The sequence below is a fragment of the Methylobacillus sp. MM3 genome (assembly GCF_001645185.1).
In the GTDB taxonomy this organism is placed as follows: Bacteria; Pseudomonadota; Gammaproteobacteria; order Burkholderiales; family Methylophilaceae; genus MM2.
This window is the reverse complement of sequence record NZ_LXTQ01000011.1, coordinates 388,874-406,780: the sequence shown is the minus strand read 5'-3', so window position 1 is coordinate 406,780 and position 17,907 is coordinate 388,874. Positions and strand designations below refer to the sequence as shown.

Below are 17,907 nucleotides of genomic sequence, written 5' to 3'. Positions count from 1 at the left end.
AATGCGCCCGCAAGCTGAAACTGTCAAATCGGCGCAGTCATCACGATAAAACCGTGGCCTTGCTTTGTCAACCTGTCAGGCGGCCTCTTCTTCCTCGCGACTGTTCGAGCCCACCAGGTTCAGGTCAAGCTGCGTGCTTGAATTGGCCGGCTTTGCGATCTTGTCCATGTCGCCCCGGGCGGATTCGATCTCGGCCAAGTACGTTTCAGTAATGTCGCCAGTCACGTAGCAGCCATTGAAGCAGGAGCAATCGAACTGCTTGATCGCCGGATTGCTGCGCTGAATGTTGTGTACCAAGGCATCGAGATCCTGGTAAATCAGCGCATCGGCGCCGATCTCGCGGCAGATTTCATCATCGCTACGGCCAGTGGCGAGCAACTCATCGCGCGAAGGCATGTCGATGCCGTACACATTGGGGAAACGCACGGGAGGTGCTGCGGAAGCGAAGAACACCTTGTTCGCACCCGCTTCACGCGCCATTTGCACGATACGTTGGGAGGTCGTACCCCGCACGATGGAATCGTCCACCAGCAGCACGTTCTTGCCCTTGAATTCCATGCCGATGGGGTTGAGCTTCTGACGCACGGATTTCTTGCGCAATGCCTGACCCGGCATGATAAAGGTGCGGCCGATGTAGCGATTCTTGATGAATCCTTCGCGATAGGTCAGGTTCAGCGCATTGGCCAGCTGCAGCGCGCTCGGACGACTGGTGTCGGGAATGGGAATCACCACGTCGATATCCAGGTGCGCCCATTCGCGACGGATTTTTTCCGCCAGGCTCTCGCCCATATGCAAACGGGTCTGATATACGGAGACGCCGTCAATGACGGAGTCGGGACGCGCCAGGTAAACATACTCGAAAATACATGGGCTCAGCACCGGATCCTCGGCACACTGGCGCGCATGGAAATTGCCATCCATGTCGATAAAGATGGCTTCGCCAGGGGCTACGTCGCGCACCAGCTGGAAGCCCAGCACATCGAGCGCCACGCTCTCGGAAGCCACGACATATTCCACACCTTTCTCGGTTTCAGACTTGCCGATGACCAGCGGGCGGATGCCGAACGGGTCGCGAAACGCCAGCAGCCCGTAATTGGCGATCATTGCGACTACGCCGTAAGCGCCCTTTACGCGCTTGTGCACGCCGGATACGGCATCGAAGACCATGTCTACATCCAGCGCGGTATTTCGAGCACTGCTCTCGATCTCGTGCGCCAATACATTCAGCAGCACCTCGGAATCGGAGGTGGTATTGATGTGGCGCAAATCCTGGCGGAACATCTCGCGCTTCAATTGTTGGGAGTTGGTCAGGTTGCCGTTGTGGCCGAGCACAATGCCGAATGGGGAATTCACATAGAACGGCTGAGCCTCTGCGGCAGATGAGGAGCCTGCCGTTGGATAACGCACATGGGCGATACCGACGTTGCCGATCAGGTTACGCATGTGGCGCGTCTGGAACACATCCTGAACCAGACCGTTGTTCTTGTGCATGTAAAACGTGCCGCCATCGCTGGTGACGATGCCCGCGGCATCCTGCCCGCGGTGCTGCAGCACCAGCAACCCGTCATAAAGCATCTGATTGACGGGGTTCTTGCCGACGATACCGATAATTCCGCACATGCGTGTAATCGCTCCTGCTTGAAACGCTAAAGTTAGTCGTAATTAATATGCTTGGCAATGCCTTCCGGCAGCCAAGGCAAGGCGCTGATCACCAGCGCTTCGAACGGCGCGCTGAACATCGCATCGCGCCAGAAGGTCTCGCGCGGAAGCGTGGTCAAGCCACCGAGTAACACGATAATGCCGACGATCAGGACACCCCGCGCCAAACCGAAAAAAGCCCCCAACACGCGATCCAGCCAGCCAAGGCCAATTTTCTTGAACACTTCTGCCAACGCAATTGCCAGAAGGCTGCTGATCAGCAAAGTGATCAGGAAAAGTATCAGGAACGCGGCCAGTAACCGCAATGACTCGCCCGGTATGGCCTGAGGCAGCATAGGGGCAAGTTGCAGCGTGTAAAGTCTGGCAACGAAAAAAGCTGCGACCCATCCGGCCAACGAAAGCGTTTCACGCAGGAAACCGCGCAATATGCTCAGCAGTATCGAAAGCCCGATAATACCGAGCACCGCATAATCAAAAAATGTCATGGCTCAGCAGGCCTTTCCCGGCCTTGCTTACTTCACAACCACAATACCAGTGGTACCCGCAGCCTTCAGTTTGTCGCGTACTTTTTCAGCCTCTGCACGCGTCGCATAAGAGCCGACGCGTAAACGAATCTTGGTGCCGCCAGGCATACCCAGCTTTTCCGTGTATGACTTGAAACCGGACGCTTCCAGCTTGCTTTGCAACTGTTTTACATTTCCAGCATCGGAAAACACGCCGATCTGTACGGTATATCCATCATTGGTCATGGCCTGCCTGGCAGGCGCCGCAGGTTGGGCTGGTATGGCCGCAGGCGCCTCCACCTTGGGCTCCGGCATAACCGGGGTTTCTGGTTGGGGAGCCGGCTCAGCCTTAGGCTCCGGCTCCGGAGCGGGGGTCGGAGCAGGTTCGGCTTGCGGCAGAGGTGATTCGACAGGCGTATCCGGAGATTGGTTCGGTTGCGGCGAGCCTTCGGCTCCCGGCTCCACAGGCACGATGCGAGAGGCGAAATCGTTACCGTCCTGGCTGGGGATGTTGACGGCGATTTCCGGCTGCGGAGTTTGCGCCTCACGATCATCCAGCACCATAGGCAGCACCGTCACCATCAGCAGCACTAGCGCCACAGCGCCCACCAGGCGTCGCCTGGCACGTTTTCTCAACTGGATTTCCTGCTCGCTCAACTTCTCAGTCGCCATGAATATTCCTAAGATGCGGGACGGACGGTGGGCAATATGCGCAACACATCGGCCACCGTGTAGAAAGAACCGAATGCCGCAATTCTATCATTTTCACCCGCACTCATACAGGCCCGGCGGAATGCGGAAATCACATCCTCGTGACAGCGCACGACAACATTGGGCGATGCAGCTTGCAGATGTGCCTGCAACACCTCTGCCCGCGCGCCACGCGCTTCATGTATGTCGGCCACGAACCAGGCGTCGATTTCTCCGGCCAGTTCCTGCACCACGCCTGCAATGTCCTTGTCGGCCAGCATCGCAAATACCGCCAGCGTCTTTCCGCGATGCGGGGATTTTCGGAGATTCTCCGCGAGGCCCCTGGCTGCATGCGGATTATGCGCCACATCGAGAATGACCTCCGGCGTACCCGAAAACACCTGGAATCGCCCCTGCAGCGCCACATGTCGCAAACCGGCACGTAATGCCGCTTCCGAAACCGGCAAGCAGGACTGCATGGCATGCACGGCCGCCAGCGCACAACTGGCGTTATAAAACTGGAACTCTCCGCTCAACGCGGGTAGCGGCAGATCGGATATCCGGATGGCACCCGACACGAAATCCCATTGATCATCATGCTTTTCGAAATTGAAATGTCTGCCGACCTGGCTAAACTCGGCACCGATATCGAGGGCATGCGCTATCACGGTATCGGGCGGCAACGAATCGCCGCAAATCGCCGGAATGCCCTTGCGGTAAATACCCGCCTTCTCCCGGCCTATGCTTTCACGGCTGGGGCCCAGGTAATCCATATGATCGAGATCGACGCTGGTCAATATGGCACATGAAGGGTCGAAGACATTCACCGCATCCAATCGTCCGCCGAGCCCGACTTCAAGCACTGCGACCTGAACATTGCTTTCGATGAACAGCCACATCGCGGCCAGCGTACCGAACTCGAAATAGGTCAGCGCCATATCCTGGCGCGCGTGCTCGACGGCCTCGAATGCGCGGCACAACGCATCGTCAGAAACCTCGACACCGTCGATGCGGACGCGCTCGTTATAGCGTAACAGATGGGGTGAGGTGTAGCAGGCAACGTGATAGCCTGCTTCGAGATAGATACACTCCAGCATCGCGCAGGTCGAACCCTTGCCGTTGGTTCCGGCGACGGTGATGATAGGAAACTGCGGTTCCAGCCCGAGTCTGCGCGCAACCTCGCCAACCCGGTCGAGACCGAGCGCAATAGACTTTGGATGCAGCTGTTCTAGGTAGGAAAGCCAGCCGGCGAGATCGGCCGGCGTGGCATGCGAATAAGTAGCAGGATCAGGCAAGGGCAGTATGGTGCATCAGATTACCGATCAGCTTGGCGAGCTGATCGCGCATTTCGCGCCGGTCTACAATCAAGTCGATTGCACCGTGCTCCAGCAGAAACTCGGCACGCTGGAAGCCATCCGGCAGAGTCTCGCGCACCGTCTGTTCGATCACGCGCGGGCCGGCAAAGCCGATCAGGGCCTGCGGCTCGGCGATGATGATATCGCCCAGCATCGCAAAACTGGCCGAAACACCTCCCATTGTGGGATCGGTCAGAACCGAGATGAACGGCAATTGCGCCTTGCTGAGTTGCGTCAGCGCAGCACTGGTTTTTGCCATCTGCATCAGCGAAAACAGGCCTTCCTGCATGCGGGCGCCGCCGCTGGCAGAAAAACAGATAAAAGGCGCTTTCTGTTCAATGGCGACCGAGACGCCGCGAGCAAAGCGTTCGCCAACGACCGAACCCATGGAGCCGCCCTGGAACTTGAACTCGAACGCAGCCGCCACTACCGGCACCGTCTTGATCGCGCCCTGCATCACAACCAGCGCGTCGGTTTCGCCGGTATCGGCCTGGCTCGCCTTGATACGGTCGGCGTAGCGCTTGCTGTCCTTGAATTTGAGCGGATCGAGCGGCGTGATTTCCGCCCCGATCTCGAAACGACCTTCCGCATCCAGCACGAAATCCAGGCGGGTACGTGCCGAAATGCGATTGTGATAACCGCACTTGGGACAAACTTCCTGATTGTTTTCGAGATCGGTACGGTAAAGCACGGCCTCACAGGAAGAACACTTGCTCCACAGCCCTTCCGGCACTGTCTTGCGGTTGGCGCCGAGGCCGCGTTTGATTTTCGGGGGAAGAAGTTTCTGTAACCAGCTCATGATTGCCTTTTAATTCGAATCGATCGCGGCGCGCAGCTCTTGCGTCAGTTTTGCAAGATTCGCGGCTACGTTCTGTTCGTTGGAGTTTTCGACTTCCTGAACCATGCGGCTGCCGACGACCACGGCATCCGCAATGCTGGCCACCGCCTTGGCGGTAGCGGCATCGCGCACACCAAAGCCTACACCGACCGGCAGCAGGGTCTTGCCGCGAATTGCAGCCACCTTGTCGGCCACATCGGCTAGATCGAGGTTTGCAGCGCCAGTCACGCCGCGCAGGGAGACGTAGTAAATGAATCCGCGGGCCGCAGCAACGACGGCGTCCACGCGCTCCGGCGCCGAGGTCGGTGCCAGCAGGAAAATCGGATCGATGTTGTATTGCGCAAGATGCTCAAATGCTTCGCTGCTTTCCTCAGGCGGGAAATCCACGGTCAGCACGCCGTCCACGCCCACTTCGGCGCAGCGCTGCGCGAATTGGGCCCAGCCCATCGCTTCGACTGGATTGCCGTAGCCCATGAGCACTACCGGCGTATTCGTATTCGTTTTGCGGAATTCCGCCACCATGCTCAGCACGTCGCGCAAACCGATCTTGTGCTTGAGCGCGCGCTCCGAGGCGCGCTGGATGGTCGGGCCGTCCGCCATCGGGTCGGAGAACGGCACGCCCAACTCGATCATGTTGGCACCGCCCTGCACCAATGCATGCATCATCGGCACGGTCTGTTGCGGATTAGGGTCACCGGCAGTAATGAACGGAATAAGCGCCTTGCGCTGTTGTTGTTTGAGTTGCTCGAAAACAGCCTTAATACGACTCACAGCGTGATTCCCTTGATACGTGCAACAGTATTCATGTCCTTGTCGCCGCGGCCGGACAGGTTGACCAGGATGGCTTTATCCTTGCCCATCGTCGGCGCGATCTTGATGGCGTGGGCCAGCGCGTGGCTGGATTCCAGCGCGGGAATGATACCCTCGAACCGGCACAGCGCGTCAAAACCGTCGATTGCTTCGTCATCGTTGATGGCAACGTATTGTGCGCGATGGATGTCCTTGAGCAGGCAATGCTCCGGCCCGACGCCAGGGTAATCCAGACCGGCCGAAATGGAATGGGTTTCGATGATCTGCCCGTTTTCGTCTTGCATCAGGTAAACCTTGTTGCCATGCAGCACGCCGACCTTGGCATTTGCCGTGAGCGGGGCCGCATGCTGGCCGGTAGCAAGACCGTGACCGCCGGCTTCGACACCGATGAGTTGCACGTTCTCTTCTTCAATATAAGGGTAGAACATGCCGATGGCGTTGGAACCGCCGCCGACGCAGGCAATAATCACGTCCGGCTGACGCCCGATCATCTCGGGCATTTGCACCTTGGCCTCATTGCCGATGACGCACTGGAAATCGCGCACCATCATCGGATACGGGTGCGGACCGGCCGCAGTGCCGAAAATATAGAATGTGCTTTCGCAGTTGGTCACCCAGTCGCGGATGGCTTCGTTGCAGGCATCCTTAAGGGTCTTGGAACCGCTTTCGACCGGCACCACGGTCGCCCCCAGGAGCTTCATGCGGAACACATTCGGCGCCTGACGCTGCACGTCTTCCGCCCCCATGTACACCACACACTCCATGCCGAAGCGTGCCGCTACGGTAGCGGTTGCCACGCCGTGCATGCCGGCACCGGTTTCGGCGATGACACGCTTCTTGCCCATACGTTTTGCCAGCAAAGCCTGGCCGATGGCGTTGTTGATCTTATGCGCGCCGGTGTGATTCAGGTCTTCGCGCTTGAGATAGATTTGCGCGCCGCCGAAATGCTCGGACAAACGCTTGGCGTGATAAACCGGGCTCGGACGGCCGACGTAATGCTTCAACTCGTAGGCAAACTCGGCCTTGAAATCGGGGTCGTCGCGGAAATGCAGATACTGGCGGCGTAGCTCGTCGACCGCCGGAATCAGCGTTTCTGCCATGTAGATGCCGCCAAACTGGCCGAAATGGCCTTGCGCATCGGGAAAATCATACTTGCCCATCAAGAACTCCTCGCATGAACGCAGCCACCTTGTCTGCGTCCTTGATTCCTTTTTCGCGCTCCACGCCACCGCTTACATCGACTGCATACGGGCGTGCGCGGCGTATCGCCTCGCCTACGTTGCCGGCATCCAGCCCTCCGGCCAATATGATCGGCTTGGGCAAGTTCTCCGGAATCAGCGTCCAGTCGAACGTTTTTCCCGTGCCGCCGGGGGTGCCCGGCATATAGGTATCCAGCAGCAAGCCTTTCGCATCGGCGTAAGCGGCCGCGTATTGTAGCAAATTTGTCTCGGGCCGGACGTGAACGGCCTTGATATAAGGCATGCCAAACTGGCGACAGTACTCCGGCGATTCGTCGCCATGGAATTGCAGCAGATCCAGATGTACCCGGGCCAGGACTTCACGCACATACGCTGGCGGCGCATCGACAAACAACCCGACCGCACTCACGAACGGCGGCAATTGTGCCGCAATTGCGGCAGCTGCGTCCGGAGCAACGTAACGGGGGCTTGACTCGTAAAATACCAGCCCGATAGCGTCGCAGCCATGCGCAACGGCTGCCTTCGCATCTTCGGCGCGGGTAATGCCACAAATTTTGACGCGAGTGCGCAAAGGACGACTCTCAGAAAAAGCGTAAGCGTATCCGAAAGCGGTTCGGCTGTCAGCCAGTTGGCATAAGCAGGTCGGTCACACGACGCTGACACTCGGGCAATCCGAATGCTTCGTCGTATCCCACCCCCACCAGATAAAGTCCACCCGGTGCAAAGGTTGGCGGTGCGAGCGTACGATTCCGCTCGGCCAGCAAGGATTTCATCCATTCCGGCGAATAGCTTCCTTTTCCGATATAGACCAGTGCGCCGACCATGTTGCGGACCTGATGATGCAAAAAGGCATTCGCGCTGAACTCGAACAGGATGGTCTCTCCGACGCGACGCACTTCAGCGCGTTGCAAGGTTTTAACTGGGGATTTTGCTTGGCATTCCGCCGCGCGGAAGGCACTGAAATCATGCTCGCCCAGCAGATAGCTTGCAGCTTCCCGCATGGCTTCGGCATCCAGCGGCAAATGAAACCACCCCGCCTTGGCAGCCATGATGGCAGGTGCAACGGGGCGATTAAGCAGAAGATATTGATAACTGCGCCGGTATGCGGAAAAACGGGCATGGAACTCATCGGGCACCATTTGTGCCCACAGGACGCGCGCACCTGCCGGCAAGAATGCGTTGACGCCTCGCACCCAGGCCGTCATGGGGCGCTCTACCGTGACATCGAAATGCGCCACCTGCGACATCGCATGCACGCCCGCATCCGTGCGGCCGGCTGCGTGCACGGTGACGGAATGGCCGGCCACTTCCCGGATCGCTTTCTGCAGATGATCTTGCACGCCGCATCCGCTCGGCTGGCTCTGCCAGCCGCAGAAACCGCTGCCGTCGTACTCCAGGCCGACGGCTATCCTCATAACATGTACCCCACGATCAGAATGATGGTCAGGAATCCAACGCCCCAATCCATGCGCGTGAACCGCGGAAGATGAAACTTCACGGTATCCATGCCTGCCCCCTCCTCGGAATTGGAGGCCGACTCGAATCGCTCCCAGAATGCAGTTTTACTCTTGGGGCGCTCTGTCTCCACGTAATGCATCGTCAACCAAAGCCGGGCCGTGAAGCGATCGACGGATATGCCGACGTAACGCAATGGCCGAATCAGCTGATAGATCCCGGCCATCATATCTGCTCGCGGCGTAATCCCCAGCAAGATAGCAAGCCCGACCAGCATTATTGCCAGACGCATCGCCTGTAGCAAACCTTGCCGTATCCCCTCATACGTCGGCGCATAGATATCCCAACCTCGAAGATATTCTCCCGGCGTGGTGAAGGCATAGACCAGAAGCAGAGTCAGCAAAAGCCAGCGCGAACGCAGCAGTATCCGAGTCAGCAGACCGATATGCCAATACATGGCCGCCACGAGTAGCACCGCACCTGAAAGTGCGAGTACATATGGCTCCATAAACTGAACTGCTATTGCCAACAACATCAGCAGGAGAATACGCAATGAAGGGTGCATGACCATCGCTTGCAAGCCTACTCAATCGAAAACGAAAGCACAGCGGCACTTCTCGCCCCGCCCGGAACAGGCTCTAAATGAAAAGGCCGGGCATATGCCCGGCCCTGTCGCATAGGTTCGCAAGCTTTATGCCAGCGAATCCAGCAGTTTCTGAGCACGTTCGCGCTGTTGCGGGCCGCCTTCCTGCAACACCTCTTCCAGCAACTCACGCGCACCCTCGGTGTCGCCCATATCCATATACGCCGTTACCAGATCGAGTTTGGTATCGACATCGGACGATTCCGTACCGGAAAGTGTGATCTCCTCGGTAGCGGGTTCGGCTACGCTCGGTGCAGGCTCACCGATCTCCAGGCTGATGCCGGAAAGGTCCAGATCAGGAATAGGCGCCGCCGTGGCGGGAGCTTCTTCCGCTGGGGCTTCAGGCTCGACATCGAGATCAAAGTTGAAATCGAGCGCGCTTTCCTCTTCCTTGGGCGGCTCTTCGAAAGCGATTTCATCGACCACTAATTCAGAAGGCTCGGGTTCAGCCACTGGCTCGGGCTCTGCTGTCGGCACCGGCTCAATGGACTCAGCAACTTCAGGCAAATCAAGCGCAGGAGACTCAGCAGGTGCCGTTGCCAATTCGACAGACTCTTCAAGCGTTTCCGGCATTTCGAATTCGGCGGCAGTTGCCACATCTTCGGCCGGCGCCGCAGGCTCTATCGTCTCCGGAAATACAAATGTTTCCTCTTCGCCAAGGGATTCGGTACCCGGTAATGTCAATTCAGGCAGATCGAAGCTGATTTCTTCTACTTCCCCTTCGATAGGCTCCGTAACCGTCAGGTCCGGAAGAGAGAGATCGCTTGCCAGAGATTCCTCCGCCGTTTTCTCAAGCGCTGGCACCGGCTCTTCGGAAAGCTCGGCAGCATCGGCCACATCCAGCGCCGGCAAGTCGAAGGATATTTCCTCCACTTCCTCAGCAGCCGGCTCCATTTCCGGTAGGCTCAAATCGGCAGCGCTCAATTGCACATTGCCTTCGGCCGCCGGTTCCGGCAATTCAAATTCCATGCCCATGTCGGACGGCTCTTCTACCGCCATCTCCTGAGGCTTCCCGGTTTCTGCGGCAGGAGCAGAAAAAGCACCCAGATCCGGCAAAGGCTCAAGCTCTGCAGTACCTTCGTCATCCTTCTCGATACCGGCCGGCGACTCGCCATCGGCATCAGCCAGCATGCCAAGATCGAAGTCCAGACTGTTATCCTGCACATCTTCTTGCACCGGCTCTTCGGCAGCTGCGCCTGATGTCACGCCGATCGCCGCAGCAGCAACGGCAGCCCCAGCAGCCGCCTGAATGGCAGCAGAACCGGAAGTCGTGGCCGATGCGCCTGCACCCTCTTCGGTCGCTGCATACATCGGATTTTCGGGTTCCAGCCCGCGGCCCATCTCGGCGATCTTGTGCCAAATCGGATCGGTGGTGCCCAGCGTGGCATATAACTCGCCTGCCAGGGTTTCGAATGCGGCGGCATCCTTGCGGTTGGCGTAGATCTCCAGCAATTTCAGGTGGAGCTCGTAACGCTTCGGTTCCTTGCTTATTGCGTCCTTGAGGATCTCTTCAGCCTGAGCATCGCGACCATAGGCCATATACACTTCTGCTTCGGAGATCGGGTCTACGTCGCTGGTATCGATCATTCCCGCGCCGTTGCGATGGGAAAAATCCGACATGAATGAGGTTTCGCCGGTATCGACCGCCGCGCCCGCAGTGCTGCCGAATACCGTATCCGTCTTCAAGCCGCTGGAAGTCAGTATTCCCTTCTCGAAATTATCGAGATTCTTTCTGCGCTGCCTGCGCAACAACAGCCATCCGCCAAGCAGGAGAATCAATACGCCTCCGGCTGCGCCCAGTTTCAGCGGATCCTGCAAAAGCTCGTCAAGCAGACTGGTTTCCTGTGTAGGTTCGGCGGTTGGTTTAGCCGGCGCCGGTGCGGGTTTGGCAGGTTGGGCAGCTGGTTGCCCGGCTGGAGGCTGCTGGCCTTCCGGTTGTGCAGGAGCGGGAGTCGGAGCCTGCTCGGCGCCAGGAGATTGCTGTGCGGACTGCGCCTTCTGCAACTCGGCCAGCATCTGGTTCTGGACCAGCAGCAGTTTTTGCATATCCTGAATCTGCTTTTCAAAAAAAGCGATCCGCTCGTTGACTTCGTCAATCGCTTTTTCCTGTGAAGTGGATTCTTCTTCCAATGCCCGCATCTTTTCTTCGGCAATCGCGGCATTGCCGCTACCTGCCGGGCCTGCCTTGCTGCCGCCAGCCTCGCTCCTGGAAAGCTTGACGACATCTCGTGGACCGGAAACGGGAGGAGCCGCCTTGTCTTCCGCCTGCGCAGTGATCTTGCCGCTGGAAGATTGGGGTTGCTCGTCCGCGGGTGCAGATTTCGATTGCGCGACCGCTTGGGCCACATCGTTGCGATAGGCATTCCAGTTGGAAGTATGGACGCGCACTTCCTGCAAGGCGTCCTGCGGCTTGATCGCACGCAACTCCTCTTCGCGAGGAGCGCGCATGATCTGGCCGACCTTGAGCTGATTCATGTTGTCGCCCATGAACGCTTCGCGGTTGTTTCGATACAGGCCAACCAGCATTTGTTCAAGCGTGACGTCGTCGACCTGCATGTGGCGCGCAACATTGCGCAGCGTGTCGCCGCGCTTGGTGACGTACGTATCTACAGGGGCCGCGGAGGATGCCGGCTTTGAAGTTCCGGCTACAGCGGATGCGCTTTTAGTAGTGTTTTTTTTTGAGGGGGCCGTCACCGACGGCAATCTGGCGCCTTCCGCTGCTGCCTCGGGATTCGAAGCCGTGCGGTCGCCGTAACCGGGAGGATCCAGCAAGGCGGTATATTCGCGCAACAGTCGTCCTGTCGGCCAATCCACCTGAATCAGCATGTCAAGAAAAGGTTCGTTGACCGGTTGCTGGCTGCTGATCTTGAGTATGGGCGTGCCATCCGGCTTCTTGCCGAGTTCGACGCGTACGCTACTGAGCGATGAAGCACGCTCCACGCCCTGTTCGGCATAGGTTTCGGAGGGTGCGATGCGTGCCGACAATGAAGAAAGCTCTTCCTTGTTTGCCGCAATTTCGATTTCGGCATTCAGCGGCTCCCCCAACCCCGACATTACCGTCATTTTTCCCAAACCGGCAGCACCGGCCGAGAACGGCATCAGCGCTAGGCATACTGCCAGGGTAATCCGCTTGATTTTGGAGTTATGCACTATCCCACCCTTAATCCAAATTTTGTCTTTATCACGCTAACATCAATTAGTTAGACATGCAAGCTCATCCCACACATGAGAAGAGGTTATGAAAATATACGCTAATGCGACGATTCCGAATGTTCGCAAAACTGATGATCAGGTTTCCACCAGAATACGCATCATTCTGCGTAAAGGCTCTGCCGCACCCCACAATAACTGATCACCCACGGTGAACGCAGAGAGATATTCGCTGCCCATGTTCATCTTGCGCAAACGGCCCACCGGCACGGCAAGAGTTCCGGTGACTGCAGTTGGGGTCAGTTCGTGCATGCTGGCTTCGCGCTCATTGGGCACAACTTTTACCCAGCTGTTGGCAGAAGCGATGATAGCGTCGATTTCGTCCAATGGCACGTCGCGCGTCAGCTTGATGGTCAGGGCCTGGGAATGACAGCGCATTGCGCCGATGCGTACGCACAAACCGTCGATAGGTGTCGGATTGGCTTCGCGGCCGAGAATCTTGTTGGTTTCGGCACCGCCCTTCCATTCTTCCTTGCTTTGACCATTGCCCAAATCCTTGTCGATCCAGGGGATCAGGCTGCCGGCAAGAGGCACGCCGAAGTGCGCGGTCGGGAAACGTTCGTCGCGCAGGGTACCGGCGACCTCGCGGTCGATATCCAGGATCGCTGAGGCTGGATCGCGCAACAGATCGCCCGCCACGCGATGCGCTTCGCCCATCTGCTGAAGAAGCTCGCGCATATTCTGCGCACCGGCGCCGGATGCGGCCTGATAGGTCATGGAAGTCGCCCATTCCACGAGGTTTTCGCGAAACAGCCCGCCCAGCGCCATCAGCATCAGCGACACGGTGCAATTGCCGCCAATCCAGTTGCGGCCGCCCTTGGCGAGCGCGTCCTGGATGACGTTGCGATTGACCGGATCGAGAATGATGACGGCATCCTTTTCCATGCGCAGCGTTGAGGCGGCATCGATCCAGTGGCCGTTCCAGCCATCGGAACGCAGCTTCGGGAATATCTCGGTGGTGTAATCGCCGCCCTGGCAGGAAACGATAATGTCCATCGCCTTCAATTCGGCGAGACTCCTGGCATCCTTGAGCGGAGGCACATCACGACCGACATCCGGACCCTTGCCGCCTGGGTTGGAGGTCGTGAAGAACACCGGCTCGACCAGGTCGAAATCGCGCTCCTCGCGCATGCGCTGCATGAGCACCGATCCCACCATTCCGCGCCAACCGACAAAACCGACTTTCAACATGATGTTTTCCTGTAATTACAGCGCCGCGACCACCGCGTCGCCCATGGCATTGCAGCCAACCTTGTTCGTGCCTTCCGTCCAGATGTCGCCGGTGCGATAGCCTTGTGCCAGCGCCTTCTTGACGGCATCCTCGATGCGCACCGCATTTGTTTCGTCATTGAAAGTGTAACGCAGCATCATGGCGGCCGACAGAATGGTCGCCAGCGGGTTGGCAATGTCCTTGCCCGCGATATCGGGTGCGGAGCCGTGGCTGGGCTCGTACATGCCCTTGTTGTTGGCATCCAGCGAGGCCGACGGCAGCATGCCGATGGAGCCGGTCAGCATCGAGGCTTCATCCGACAGGATATCGCCGAAAATGTTACCGGTGACCATCACGTCGAATTGCTTGGGCGCACGCACTAGTTGCATCGCGGCGTTATCGACGTACATGTGGGAGAGTTCGACTTCCGGATACTCCGCGGACAGCTCGATCATCACCTGACGCCACAGCTCGGTGGTCTCCAGCACGTTGGCCTTATCCACGGAACACACTTTCTTGTTGCGCTTCATCGCGATATCGAAAGCCACGCGGCCGATGCGCTTGATCTCGGATTCGTTGTAGCGCATGGTGTTGATGCCTTCGCGCTCGCCGTTTTCCAAAGTGGAAATGCCGCGCGGCTGGCCAAAATAGATGTCGCCGGTCAGTTCGCGCACGATCATGATATCCAGGCCGGAGACCACTTCCGGCTTCAGCGTGGAGGCGGAAGCCAGTTCCGGATACAGCAGCGCCGGACGCAGGTTGGCAAAGAGATTCAGTTCCTTGCGGATGCGCAGCAGGCCGCGCTCAGGACGCAGGTGGCGCTCCAGCTTGTCGTACTTCCAGTCGCCGACGGCGCCGAGCAGTACGGCATCAGCTTCTTTCGCCAGCTTGAGCGTGGCGTCCGGTAGCGGATCGCCCGCTGCTTCATAACCAGCGCCGCCGATGGGGGCCTCTTCCATTTCCATACCGATATTCAGCGCCTTCAGCACCTTGACGGCCTGCGCCACGATTTCGGGACCAATGCCGTCGCCCGGCAGAACTGCGATTTTCATGAAACTCTTCCAGATGAATTAATTAAACAACCAGGGCTGCAATATTGCTTAATTAAACAGCCAAGGCTGTTTAATGCGATGCCGACCTTCGAATGCCTTGATCTTGTCCACTTGCTGCAAGGTCAGGCCGATATCGTCGAAGCCGTTGAGCAGGCAGTATTTGCGGTGTGCGTCCACGTCGAAGGCAAATGACTCGCCGGAAGGCGTGGTGACCGTCTGTTTCTCCAGATCGACAGCCAGTCGATAACCTTCGTTTGCCGCTACCTCATCGAACAGCTTGTCGACAATCGACGCCTCCAACCTGATCGGAAGAATGCCGTTCTTGAAACAGTTATTGAAGAAGATATCCGCAAAGCTCGGCGCGATGATCGCGTGGAAACCGTAATCCAGCAACGCCCACGGCGCATGCTCGCGGCTGGAGCCGCAGCCGAAGTTTTCGCGAGCGAGCAGCACGCTCGCACCTTGATAACGCGGCTGATTCAGCACGAAATCCGGGTTCAGCGGGCGCTTGCTGTTATCCATGCCGGGCTCGCCATGGTCCAGATAGCGCCATTCATCGAAAGCGTTCGGGCCGAAACCGGAGCGTTTGATCGACTTCAAGAACTGCTTGGGAATGATGGCGTCGGTATCGACATTGGCGCGATCCAGCGGTGCGACCAAACCATCAAGAGTGGTAAAACTGTCCATTAATAACTCTTTTTCTCTTCGGCCTTGTTTTCGATCTTGTCGCCCAGCTTGGAAACATCCTTGCCCAAACCTTGCATGGTATTGCAGCCCGGCAAACCAATAACGCCAACCCCGATCATGCCCAGCATGACGAATTTTAGAATTGCTGTTTTTTTCATGGTAACTCCCAGATATTATTGATAATTTCTGACATCCACAAAATGCCCGGCAATCGCCGCCGCCGCAGCCATTTCCGGACTGACCAGATGCGTACGACCGCCCTGGCCCTGACGTCCCTCAAAATTGCGATTGGACGTCGCGGCGCAACGCTCCCCCGGCTCCAGGCGGTCGGCGTTCATCGCCAGACACATGGAGCAACCCGGCTCGCGCCATTCGAAACCGGCATCCTTGAAAATCTTGTCCAGGCCTTCCTTTTCGGCTTGCGCCTTTACCAGTCCGGATCCGGGCACCACCATTGCCAACTTGACGTTGGCGGCAACACGCTTGCCCTTGGCAATCGAGGCGGCTGCGCGCAGGTCTTCGATGCGCGAGTTGGTACACGAGCCGATGAACACCTTGTCGATGGCGATATCCTCGATGGCGGTGTTGGCCTGCAAGCCCATGTAGGCATAGGCGCGCTCCCAGTCGCCGCGCTGCACTTCGTTGCGCGCCTGCGCAAGATCCGGCACGCGGCCGTTGACCCCGACCACCATTTCCGGCGAGGTACCCCAGGTCACCTGCGGCTGGATGTCGGCGGCATCGAGTTCTACCACGGCATCGAACGAAGCGCCGTCATCGCTTTTCAGCGTGCGCCAGTAGGCCACGGCATTTTCCCACTGTTCGGCACGCGGAGAGTACGGGCGGCCCTTGAGATAATCGATGGTGGTATCGTCCACGGCCACCATGCCGGCGCGCGCACCGGCCTCGATGGCCATATTGCACAACGTCATGCGACCTTCCATCGACAATGCGCGGATCGCCGAACCGGCGAATTCGATCGCATAGCCGGTGCCGCCTGCGGTACCGATCTTGCCGATCACGGCCAGTGCAATGTCCTTGGCCGTGACGCCTTTTTGCAGCGCGCCTTCCACCTTGACCTGCATCGCTTTGGATTTCTTGGCGACCAGGCATTGCGTTGCCAGCACGTGTTCCACTTCGGAAGTGCCGATGCCGTGCGCCAGCGCGGCGAAGGCGCCGTGCGTGCTGGTGTGCGAGTCGCCGCACACCACGGTCATGCCGGGCAGCGTTGCGCCCTGCTCGGGGCCGATCACATGCACGATGCCCTGACGCAGGTCGTTCATCTTGAATTCCGTCACGCCGAATTCGGCGCAATTATTGTCCAGCGTTTCCACCTGCAAGCGCGAGATCGGGTCGGCGATACCCTGGCTGCGATCCGTCGTCGGCACGTTGTGGTCGGGCACGGCGAGGATACTGCCCACACGCCACGGACGGCGGCCAGCCAGCTTCAACCCTTCGAACGCCTGCGGGCTGGTGACTTCATGCACCAGATGGCGGTCGATGTAAATCAGGGCTGTGCCGTCGGACTCTTCATGGACGACATGGGATTCCCAGAGTTTGTCGTAAAGCGTTTTTGCGGTCATATCGTTCTAAATAAATTAATCGCGGAAGTTACCGAATTTCAACGGGAAATCCGTCACCGACTTCTTTACATGCGCGATGGCATCTTGCAGCATATCGCGCTTGGCACCATTGACGCGTACCGTGTCGCCCTGGATGCTGGCCTGTACTTTGAGGCCGGAATCCTTGATGAGTTTCACCAGGCGCTTGGCAAGATCGCTGTCGATGCCGTCGCGGATCTTCATCTCCTGCTTGACCTTGTTGCCGGATACTTTTTGCACATCCTGCAGGTCGAGCCGCTTGCTGCTGTCGGGCTCCTTCTTTTCCAACGCAGGGAAGAGAATATCCTTGATCTGGTCGAGCTGAAAATCCGAATCGCCGAACAGCGTGATCAGATTGTCCTTTTCGTTGAGCTCGACGTTGGCCGACGTCCCCTTGAAGTCGTAACGATTGGTGATTTGCCGTTGAGCAACGTCAATCGCATTCTTCAGCGCGACCATGTCGGCTTCGGATGTAATATCAAACGATGGCATAGAATTCTCCTGACCCGGTATCGGCGCCGCCTCTGCTAGGCGGCTTGCGCGCAGACAGTACGATTAGTACGGCAAGCGCAAGCAACAACGCAGAGGCAAGCAGCCATCACTCAAAATGACAGACGTAATCCAGCGTTTCGACAGTCTCGATATCGAAACTGGAATTGCCCGGCACGGAGAACTTTTCGCCGGCCTGGTAGGTATTCCATTCCTCTTCGCCCTTGAGGCGAACCTTGCACACGCCGGCATTGATTTCCATCAGTTCCGGGGAACCGGTATTGAAGGTCAGGCTGCTGGGGAAAATAACGCCTACGGTGCAGCGCGTACCGTTAGGAAACATGACGGTATGGCTGACGCACTTGCCGTCGAAATAAACGTTGGCTTTCTTCTTGACGCTGACATTGTCGAACTGGGCCATGGAATCCCCCTAGGAAGCAATTGAAAGCCTTGGATTATCGCAGAAAAACATTCTCTCGACTAATGCCCCATGTTCCTTGACGCTACTT

Annotated in this window: 18 protein-coding genes; all 18 read right to left on the bottom strand. The window is 57.9% G+C overall.

The window, feature by feature from the left end:
* Positions 1-75: 75 nt before the first annotated feature.
* Positions 76-1,620, bottom strand: coding sequence for an amidophosphoribosyltransferase (gene purF / locus A7976_RS06230; protein WP_067108721.1), 1,545 nt, complete (start codon positions 1,618-1,620; stop codon positions 76-78).
* Between the two features lie 32 nt (positions 1,621-1,652).
* Positions 1,653-2,144: a CvpA family protein gene (locus A7976_RS06225; RefSeq protein ID WP_067108719.1), complete on the bottom strand. Its 492-nt coding sequence runs from the start codon at positions 2,142-2,144 to the stop codon at positions 1,653-1,655.
* A gap of 27 nt (positions 2,145-2,171) precedes the next feature.
* Positions 2,172-2,834, bottom strand: a complete 663-nt coding sequence (locus tag A7976_RS06220) for an SPOR domain-containing protein (protein WP_067108716.1) — start codon at positions 2,832-2,834, stop codon at positions 2,172-2,174.
* An 8-nt stretch (positions 2,835-2,842) separates the two neighbouring features.
* Positions 2,843-4,147, bottom strand: coding sequence for a bifunctional tetrahydrofolate synthase/dihydrofolate synthase (folC, locus tag A7976_RS06215; protein WP_067108713.1), 1,305 nt, complete (start codon positions 4,145-4,147; stop codon positions 2,843-2,845).
* Positions 4,140-5,006: an acetyl-CoA carboxylase, carboxyltransferase subunit beta gene (accD, locus tag A7976_RS06210; RefSeq protein WP_067108710.1), complete on the bottom strand. Its 867-nt coding sequence runs from the start codon at positions 5,004-5,006 to the stop codon at positions 4,140-4,142. The genes folC and accD overlap by 8 nt, the downstream gene beginning before the upstream one ends.
* Before the next feature lie 9 nt (positions 5,007-5,015).
* Entirely contained in the window at positions 5,016-5,816 is an 801-nt protein-coding gene (trpA, locus tag A7976_RS06205; protein ID WP_067108707.1) for a tryptophan synthase subunit alpha, read from the bottom strand.
* Complete coding sequence (trpB, locus tag A7976_RS06200; RefSeq protein ID WP_067108704.1) at positions 5,813-7,015, bottom strand: tryptophan synthase subunit beta; 1,203 nt, start codon at positions 7,013-7,015, stop codon at positions 5,813-5,815. Before trpB ends, trpA begins: the two co-directional genes overlap by 4 nt.
* Positions 7,002-7,625, bottom strand: a complete 624-nt coding sequence (locus A7976_RS06195) for a phosphoribosylanthranilate isomerase (protein WP_067108701.1) — start codon at positions 7,623-7,625, stop codon at positions 7,002-7,004. The genes trpB and A7976_RS06195 overlap by 14 nt, the downstream gene beginning before the upstream one ends.
* Before the next feature lie 49 nt (positions 7,626-7,674).
* Entirely contained in the window at positions 7,675-8,469 is a 795-nt protein-coding gene (gene truA / locus A7976_RS06190; RefSeq protein WP_067108698.1) for a tRNA pseudouridine(38-40) synthase TruA, read from the bottom strand.
* Positions 8,466-9,080, bottom strand: coding sequence for a CbiQ family ECF transporter T component (locus A7976_RS06185; RefSeq protein WP_067108695.1), 615 nt, complete (start codon positions 9,078-9,080; stop codon positions 8,466-8,468). Before A7976_RS06185 ends, truA begins: the two co-directional genes overlap by 4 nt.
* A 120-nt stretch (positions 9,081-9,200) precedes the next feature.
* A complete protein-coding gene (locus A7976_RS06180) occupies positions 9,201-12,302 on the bottom strand; it encodes a FimV/HubP family polar landmark protein (RefSeq protein WP_067108692.1) in 3,102 nt (1,033 codons plus the stop codon).
* A 138-nt stretch (positions 12,303-12,440) separates the two neighbouring features.
* Positions 12,441-13,553 carry an aspartate-semialdehyde dehydrogenase gene (gene asd / locus A7976_RS06175; protein WP_067108688.1) on the bottom strand — a complete coding sequence of 371 codons (1,113 nt, stop codon included), beginning with the start codon at positions 13,551-13,553 and terminating at the stop codon, positions 12,441-12,443.
* Positions 13,554-13,568: 15 nt separating this feature from the next.
* Positions 13,569-14,624: a 3-isopropylmalate dehydrogenase gene (leuB, locus tag A7976_RS06170; protein ID WP_067108685.1), complete on the bottom strand. Its 1,056-nt coding sequence runs from the start codon at positions 14,622-14,624 to the stop codon at positions 13,569-13,571.
* A 48-nt stretch (positions 14,625-14,672) separates the two neighbouring features.
* Positions 14,673-15,311, bottom strand: coding sequence for a 3-isopropylmalate dehydratase small subunit (leuD, locus tag A7976_RS06165; protein ID WP_067108682.1), 639 nt, complete (start codon positions 15,309-15,311; stop codon positions 14,673-14,675).
* Positions 15,311-15,469, bottom strand: a complete 159-nt coding sequence (locus A7976_RS14760; RefSeq protein WP_082878014.1) for an entericidin A/B family lipoprotein — start codon at positions 15,467-15,469, stop codon at positions 15,311-15,313. The genes leuD and A7976_RS14760 overlap by 1 nt, the downstream gene beginning before the upstream one ends.
* A gap of 15 nt (positions 15,470-15,484) precedes the next feature.
* A complete protein-coding gene (gene leuC / locus A7976_RS06160) occupies positions 15,485-16,891 on the bottom strand; it encodes a 3-isopropylmalate dehydratase large subunit (protein ID WP_067108678.1) in 1,407 nt (468 codons plus the stop codon).
* Between the two features lie 15 nt (positions 16,892-16,906).
* On the bottom strand, positions 16,907-17,401 hold the full coding sequence (locus A7976_RS06155; RefSeq protein WP_067108675.1) for a YajQ family cyclic di-GMP-binding protein: 495 nt from the start codon (positions 17,399-17,401) through the stop codon (positions 16,907-16,909).
* Between the two features lie 106 nt (positions 17,402-17,507).
* A complete protein-coding gene (locus tag A7976_RS06150; protein ID WP_067108672.1) occupies positions 17,508-17,819 on the bottom strand; it encodes a pyrimidine/purine nucleoside phosphorylase in 312 nt (103 codons plus the stop codon).
* Between the last annotated feature and the right edge of the window lie 88 nt (positions 17,820-17,907).

What these genes read in the sequence shown, in the direction of transcription:
- purF (WP_067108721.1), bottom strand. Translation starts at nt 1,620, where the DNA reads ATGTGCGGAATTATCGGTATCGTCGGCAAGAACCCCGTCAATCAGATG.
- A7976_RS06225 (WP_067108719.1), bottom strand. Translation starts at nt 2,144, where the DNA reads ATGACATTTTTTGATTATGCGGTGCTCGGTATTATCGGGCTTTCGATA.
- A7976_RS06220 (WP_067108716.1), bottom strand. Translation starts at nt 2,834, where the DNA reads ATGGCGACTGAGAAGTTGAGCGAGCAGGAAATCCAGTTGAGAAAACGT.
- accD (WP_067108710.1), bottom strand. Translation starts at nt 5,006, where the DNA reads ATGAGCTGGTTACAGAAACTTCTTCCCCCGAAAATCAAACGCGGCCTC.
- trpB (WP_067108704.1), bottom strand. Translation starts at nt 7,015, where the DNA reads ATGGGCAAGTATGATTTTCCCGATGCGCAAGGCCATTTCGGCCAGTTT.
- truA (WP_067108698.1), bottom strand. Translation starts at nt 8,469, where the DNA reads ATGAGGATAGCCGTCGGCCTGGAGTACGACGGCAGCGGTTTCTGCGGC.
- A7976_RS06185 (WP_067108695.1), bottom strand. Translation starts at nt 9,080, where the DNA reads ATGGTCATGCACCCTTCATTGCGTATTCTCCTGCTGATGTTGTTGGCA.
- asd (WP_067108688.1), bottom strand. Translation starts at nt 13,553, where the DNA reads ATGTTGAAAGTCGGTTTTGTCGGTTGGCGCGGAATGGTGGGATCGGTG.
- leuB (WP_067108685.1), bottom strand. Translation starts at nt 14,624, where the DNA reads ATGAAAATCGCAGTTCTGCCGGGCGACGGCATTGGTCCCGAAATCGTG.
- leuD (WP_067108682.1), bottom strand. Translation starts at nt 15,311, where the DNA reads ATGGACAGTTTTACCACTCTTGATGGTTTGGTCGCACCGCTGGATCGC.
- A7976_RS14760 (WP_082878014.1), bottom strand. Translation starts at nt 15,469, where the DNA reads ATGAAAAAAACAGCAATTCTAAAATTCGTCATGCTGGGCATGATCGGG.
- leuC (WP_067108678.1), bottom strand. Translation starts at nt 16,891, where the DNA reads ATGACCGCAAAAACGCTTTACGACAAACTCTGGGAATCCCATGTCGTC.
- A7976_RS06155 (WP_067108675.1), bottom strand. Translation starts at nt 17,401, where the DNA reads ATGCCATCGTTTGATATTACATCCGAAGCCGACATGGTCGCGCTGAAG.
- A7976_RS06150 (WP_067108672.1), bottom strand. Translation starts at nt 17,819, where the DNA reads ATGGCCCAGTTCGACAATGTCAGCGTCAAGAAGAAAGCCAACGTTTAT.